This is a genomic window from Glycocaulis sp., assembly GCF_052168375.1.
GTDB lineage: Bacteria > Pseudomonadota > Alphaproteobacteria > Caulobacterales > Maricaulaceae > Glycocaulis.
The window spans coordinates 1-6,139 of record NZ_JBQLZR010000081.1; the positions used below are offsets into that span (position 1 = coordinate 1).

Annotated in this window: 5 protein-coding genes; 2 read left to right on the plus strand and 3 right to left on the minus strand. The window is 64.4% G+C overall.

Translation table 11 applies throughout. The annotated features are described in order from the left end of the window. Both ACTS2Z_RS03045 and ACTS2Z_RS03050 read left to right on the plus strand, forming a co-directional pair. Positions 1–1,116 (plus strand): efflux RND transporter periplasmic adaptor subunit (locus ACTS2Z_RS03045; RefSeq protein WP_442571758.1); only part of this gene is annotated, 1,116 nt, incomplete at its 5' end. Then, positions 1,113–4,265: an efflux RND transporter permease subunit gene (locus tag ACTS2Z_RS03050; protein ID WP_442571759.1), complete on the plus strand. Its 3,153-nt coding sequence runs from the start codon at positions 1,113–1,115 to the stop codon at positions 4,263–4,265. The genes ACTS2Z_RS03045 and ACTS2Z_RS03050, both read left to right, overlap by 4 nt. Before the next feature lie 3 nt (positions 4,266–4,268). Here ACTS2Z_RS03050 and ACTS2Z_RS03055 read toward each other — a convergent pair whose 3' ends face one another. From ACTS2Z_RS03055 to ACTS2Z_RS03065, 3 genes are all read right to left on the minus strand, one after another. Continuing rightward, positions 4,269–4,790, minus strand: coding sequence for a c-type cytochrome (locus ACTS2Z_RS03055; RefSeq protein WP_442571760.1), 522 nt, complete (start codon positions 4,788–4,790; stop codon positions 4,269–4,271). 58 nt (positions 4,791–4,848) lie between these two features. Next, a complete protein-coding gene (locus ACTS2Z_RS03060) occupies positions 4,849–5,310 on the minus strand; it encodes a PaaI family thioesterase (RefSeq protein WP_442571761.1) in 462 nt (153 codons plus the stop codon). After that, on the minus strand, positions 5,307–6,139 hold an 833-nt coding region (locus ACTS2Z_RS03065), incomplete at its 5' end, for a class I adenylate-forming enzyme family protein (RefSeq protein WP_442571762.1). The genes ACTS2Z_RS03060 and ACTS2Z_RS03065, both read right to left, overlap by 4 nt.

The window sequence follows — 6,139 nt, forward strand, 5'->3', positions numbered from 1 at the left end:
ATCATTGTTGCCGTTGTGTTCATTGGAATGGCTGCCGCCGTCATGGTGCGCGCCGCCACGCAGGGTGAAGACGGCGAGCAGATGCGCGGCATGGCTACGCCTGTGGCGCTGCACACGGTCGACACGCGCCAGTTTGCTGATGTCGTCGAGGCGCTGGGCACCGCCAATGCCAACGAATCGGTTCTCGTGACCGCCAAGATTTCGGACACTATCGCCCGCATCAATTTTGATTCCGGCCAGCAAGTGACCGAGGGCGAGATCCTCGTCGAGCTGCGTGACGCGGAAGAAGTGGCCGGCCTCTCGGAGGCGCGCGCCTCCTTGCGTGAAGCCGAACAGGAGCTGGTGCGGACCCGTGACCTGACCGAGCGCGGTGTGGCGCCCCGTTCGCGCCTTGACGAGATTCAGGCCAATGCCGAACGCGCCCGAGCCCGCGTCTCCGCCCTTGAGGCCCGTGTAGCCGACCGCATCATCCGCGCGCCGTTTGACGGTATCGTGGGTCTTCGCGAGGTCAGCCTCGGCCAGCTCGTGCGTCCTGGCGACACGATCGCGCGCCTCGATGACACCTCGGTGATCAAGCTTGATTTCACCTTGCCTGAGCGCTTTCTCGCGACGGTTTCGCCGGGCATGGAGATCGTCGCCACGACATCGGCCTTCCCCGATGTGGAGTTCACCGGTCAGATCACGCAGGTCGACAGCCGCATTGATCCCGCAACGCGTACCGTGATCGTGCGTGCGGAGATTGCCAATTCGGACCGTCGGCTGCGTCCCGGCCTGCTGATGACGGTCGAGGTGCGCCGTGATCCGCGTACCCGTCCGGCCGTGCCGGAGACAGCGGTTACGCGCCTTCGCGATCAGGTCTTCGTCTATGCGGTCGCGTCGGACGAGGCAGGCCAGTATGCGGTGCAGCAGATTATCGAGGTTGGCGCCCGTTCTGACGGCTATCTGGAGGTGCTGGGCGGCATCGAGCCGGGCACCGTCATTGTCCGCCAGGGCGTCCACCGTATCCGTGACGGCGCGCGCATTGCGCCGCGCGAGACCGATGACAGCGCCGAAACGGCCAGCAATGCCATTGCCGCGGCTGCAGCCAGCGGAGCCGCCGGGAGCGCCCAGCAATGACCCTTTCCGATATCGCCGTCCGCCGTCCGGTCATCGCCTTCGTTGCCAGCGCGCTGATCATCGTCTTTGGCATTCTGGGCATTCGCGAACTGCCCTTGCGCGAATTGCCGGACGTCGACCAGCCGGTGGTGTCCGTGGATGCCGAGTTTCCCGGCGCCAATGCCGAGGTGATGGAAAATCAGGTCACCCAGCCCATCGAAGGCGCGCTGGGCGGCATTGAAGGCATCGACACGATCCGTTCCAGCTCCGAGGACGGCGAGTCGCGCATCTCGGTAACCTTCCGCCTCGGGCGCGACCTTGAAGCCGCGGCCAACGATGTTCGCGAAGCGGTGGCCCGTGCACGCCGGCAATTGCCGCCCGACGTCGAGGAGGTGACGGTCACCAAGCAGGATTCTGATGCGCGCCCCTTCCTCTGGTACAATCTCCTCTCGGAGACGATGACCGCCGAGGAACTGACCGACTATGCCGACCGGTTCCTGGTTGACCGCTTCTCCGTGATCGATGGTGTATCGCGCGTCCAGATCGGCGGTCAGCGCCGCTATGCGATGCGCATCTGGCTGGACCCGCAGGCCATGGCGGCCCGGCAACTCACCGTCACCGACATCGAGAACGCGCTGCGTGCCGAGAATGTGGAATTGCCGGGCGGGTCCATCGAGACCACGTCGACCCAGCTCATCGTGCGCGTCGAACGCCTGTTCTCTTCCGAAGATGCCTTCCGCCGGCTGCCGATCACTCAGCGCGATGGCCACGTCATCCGTCTCGGCGAGATTGCCGATGTAGAACTTGCCGCCGAACAGGAGCGTGCGCTCTTCCGCGGCAATGGCCAGAACATGATCGGTATCGGTTTCATCCGGCAGAGCCGCTCGAACGCTGTTGCCGTGTCCGATGCCATCCGCGAGGAAGCCGCGCGCTTCGCGCCGCAACTGCCCGAAGGCATGCAGCTTCTCAACGCGTCTGATGACACCGTCTTCATCCGCGAATCCATCAACGAGGTGTGGCGTACGCTTGCTGTCGCCGCCACGCTCGTCGTGCTGGTGATCTACCTCTTCCTCGGCAGCTTCCGGGCTGCGGTTATCCCCGCCGCCGTTGTGCCGGTCTGCCTGATCGGCGTGTTTGCGGTGCTGGCCGCCTTCGGCTTCTCGATCAATATCCTGACCCTTCTGGCGCTGGTGCTGGCCATCGGTCTGGTGGTGGACGATTCCATTGTGGTGATGGAGAACATCCAGCGCCGGGTGGACCTTGGCGAACCGCCACGGCTCGCCTCCCTGCAAGGCGCACGGCAGGTCTTCTTTGCCGTGATCGCGACGACAGCCACTCTCGCCGCCGTGTTCGTGCCGCTGGTCGTTCTGCCGGGCTTTATCGGTCGTATCTTCACCGAGCTGGCCGTCACCATCACCGCAGCCGTGATCCTCTCCAGCTTCGTTGCGCTGACGCTGTCGCCGATGATGAGCTCCAAGCTCGTCCGTCCGAGCGAGGGTGCACGAGGACCCGCCAAATGGGTTGAACAGGGCGTTGGCAAGCTGCGCAATTCCTACAAGGAATCGCTCGATGTGATCCTGTCCGTGCCATGGCTGATCATTCCCTTCGTCGTGGCAGCCGTCGGCGGCTCCATCTTCCTTTTCAACCAGCTGCCGAACGAGCTGACGCCGCCCGAAGACCGGGGCAATTTCTTCAGCCGCTTCAGCGCGCCGGACGGCTCCAGCTTTGAATACACCGCCGCGCAGGCCGATGAGATCGAAGAAATCCTCATGGAATATGTCGAGGCAGGCGAGTTGAACCGCGTGCTTCTGGTCGTGCCGGGCTTTGGTGGCGGCTCCGAGTTCTCCAGCGGTATCGTCGTCGGCACGATGACACCCTGGGGCGAACGCCGTCCGGGCCTCGAAATCGTCAACGAGGTGAACCAGCGCCTTGGCCAGCTGACGGGTGTGCGCGCCTTTGCCTCCATGCGTTCCTCGCTTGGTGGCGGGGGTGGCGGCGGTGACGACATCCAGTTCGTGCTGCAAGGGCCCGACTACCAGACGCTCGATCTGGAAGCGGAACGCCTGATTGCCCGTATCGAGGAATCCAACCCCAACCTGTTGCGCGCCCGCAAGGATTACGAGCCGACTTCGCCGCGCCTTGTGGTGGACATCAATCGCGAACGTGCTGCTGCGCTGGGCGTATCGGTCAGCGATATTGGCCGCACGCTGCAGACACACCTCGGCTCGCGCCGCATGGGGCAGTTCATCGACCGTGGTGAAGCCTACAACGTGATTGCTGAGAACCGCCGTGAGCAGCGCTCCAGCCGGTCCGATCTTGAAACGCTCTATGTGCGCGGCGGGGCAGGGGAGCTGATCCCGCTTTCCAACCTCGTGACCTTGCGTGAGACAGGCGAGGCGCGCGAGCGCAACCGCCTGAACCGCCTGCGCTCCATCACTATCTCGGCGACGCTGGGCGAAGGCTACACGCTGGGCGAGGCTATCGAATGGCTGGACACCTATGCCCGCGCTGAACTGCCCGCCGATGTGGCGACCGACTATGTGGGCAGCGCACGCGAGTTCCTGGAATCCAACAATGCGATGCTGTTTGCCTTCGGCATGGCACTGCTGATCGTTTTCCTGGTGCTGGCGGCCCAGTTTGAAAGCTTCATCCAGCCCATGATCATCATGCTGACCGTGCCGCTTGCGGTCGCGGGCGGACTGTTCGGCCTCTACATGGCGGGCTCGTCGCTCAATATCTATTCCCAGATTGGATTGATCATATTGGTGGGGCTGGCGGCGAAGAACGGTATCCTGATCGTCGAGTTCGCCAATCAGCTCCGCGAGGAAGGCATGAGCGTGGCCGAGGCGACGCTGGAGGCTGCGGCCACCCGTTTCCGGCCGATCCTGATGACCGGGATCTCAACGGCCATCGGCGCCTTCCCGCTCGTCCTTGCCTATGGGCCGGGTTCGGAAAGCCGCATCACGATCGGTGTGGTGATCTTCACCGGTGTGATGGTGGCGACGCTCTTCACCCTGTTCGTCGTGCCAACGGCCTATGCCGTGTTCGGGCGCTTCACCAAGACGCCGAACTGGGTGTCACGCCAGCTCGAAAAGGAAGCGCGCGCAGCCGGCCAGAGCCTTGGCGGCTCCGACGCGATCGCGCAGCCGGGCCAGCAGCCCGCCGAATAGGGATCAGGGACGGGTTTCCACCGCCAGGAAGGCGATGAGGTCGTTGCGGTCTGTCTCGGTGCGCAGGCCCGCAAAGCTCATGCGGTTGCCCGGCAGATAGGTGCGCGGGTTGGCGAGCCACTGGTCAAGCTCTGCCTTGGTCCATTCAAACCCGGCCTCTTCCAGCGCGCGCGAGTAGCGATAGCCTTCCGCCGAACCGGCCTGACGGCCGAACATGGCGTGCAGGTTGGGGCCGACGAGATGGCGGTCGCCTGCGCCCAGCGTATGGCAGGACGCGCACCGGCGGAAAAGCCGGCGGCCATTGTCCAGATTGGCAGAGGCATAAGGTTCGCCAAGACTCGCAAGGATCGCAGCCGCATCTTCTGCGCTGGCGGTCGTTTCCGGCTCACCACCATGGGTGACGGGCTGCGGACCGCTGGCTGCGCTTTCGCCCGGACCATCCGCGCCTGGCTGGCCTTCGCCGCAGGCGGCGAGCAGTCCGATCATGGCCATGCCGGCAAGAAGCGTGTTGAGGCGTTGGGTCATGGTGTCCTCGCGAAAAGATATATCTTTATTGAAGCGCTAGCGCCCTGCGGCGGCAATTTCAATCATTTGATCGCGTCTGCCCATGCGTCAGGTTTTCGCGCCGCGCCGTCAGGATGAACAGAAACTCGCCTTCCAGCGTAACCTCTCCGGCTGCGGTCGTAATGCGTGCGGACGTCATCGCCTTGCGGCCATTGCGGCTCTTCACCTCGGCAAAGGCGTTGGCAGGCCCCTCATCGGGCGCGAAGGGCCGCCGGAAATGCAGGTTCGCGGTTGCGGTGACGAAGACCTCGCCCTCGCCGGCAAGCGTGTTGGTGGCAAGGCCGGCAACCTGATCGAGCCAGCCGGAGCTAGCCCCGCCATGGACGGCATTGTTAAGGTTCAGCCAGTGGCGCGCCACCGGGATTTCCAGCTGCGCGCGTCCTTCGCCCAGCTCCACCACGCGCGCATCAATCAGCCCCCAGAAGCGGGCTTTCGCCTCGTCGCTGGCGAAGTGTTCTGCAAGGCTGTCACGCTGCGTCATGAGGTCGTTTTGGCCGCTTCACCCGATGCAGGATAGATCAGATTGCGTACGCTGCTGCGCGTCACCTTGCCAACCGGGTTGCGCGGCAATCGCGGGAGGATGTGGATGGCCTTCGGCGTTTTCACCGGACCCAGAAGCTCGCGGGCGAGCTTTGCCAGCAATTCTGCATCCAGCTTTTCGTTGCGGTAGGGCGTCACGGCCACTTCAAGGCGCTCGCCCCATTGCGGATCGGGCACGCCAAAGGCGCAGACTTCATCCAGGCCCGGAAGCGTCAGCAGCGCCGCTTCCACCTCTGCCGGGTGGATGTTGTAGCCGCCCGAGATCAGCATGTCGCTGGCACGGCCGGTAATGTAGAGATAGCCGTTGCGGCCCAGATGGCCGAGATCGCCCGTGTGCAGCCAGCCGCGCCGGATCGTGCTCTCGGTGCGGGCGCGGTCATCGAGATACCCGTCCATCAGGAGCGGGCCGCGCACGGCAATCTCGCCTGTCTGGCCTGCGGGGAGCGGTGAACCGTCAGGATCGATGATGGCAATCTCGCTATACCGGCCCGGGCGTCCGACCGAGCTGTTGAGTGCCGGATTGGCCAGTTCCTCGCCCGTGATCGCCGCAATTGTCATTGGTGCTTCGGTCTGGCCGTAAAGCCCGGCAATGCGCGGTCCGAACACGCGTTGCGCCCGAAGGAGCTGTTCGGGCGGGAACGGCGCCGCGCCATAGATGATGTGTTTCAGGGCAGGGGCCTTTACCGGCCCGTCGACCAGCGCACACAGCCGCAGGATCAGGGTCGGCGTCATGAAGTTCGTCGTTACCGCCTCGTCGCGCAGGAGGCGCA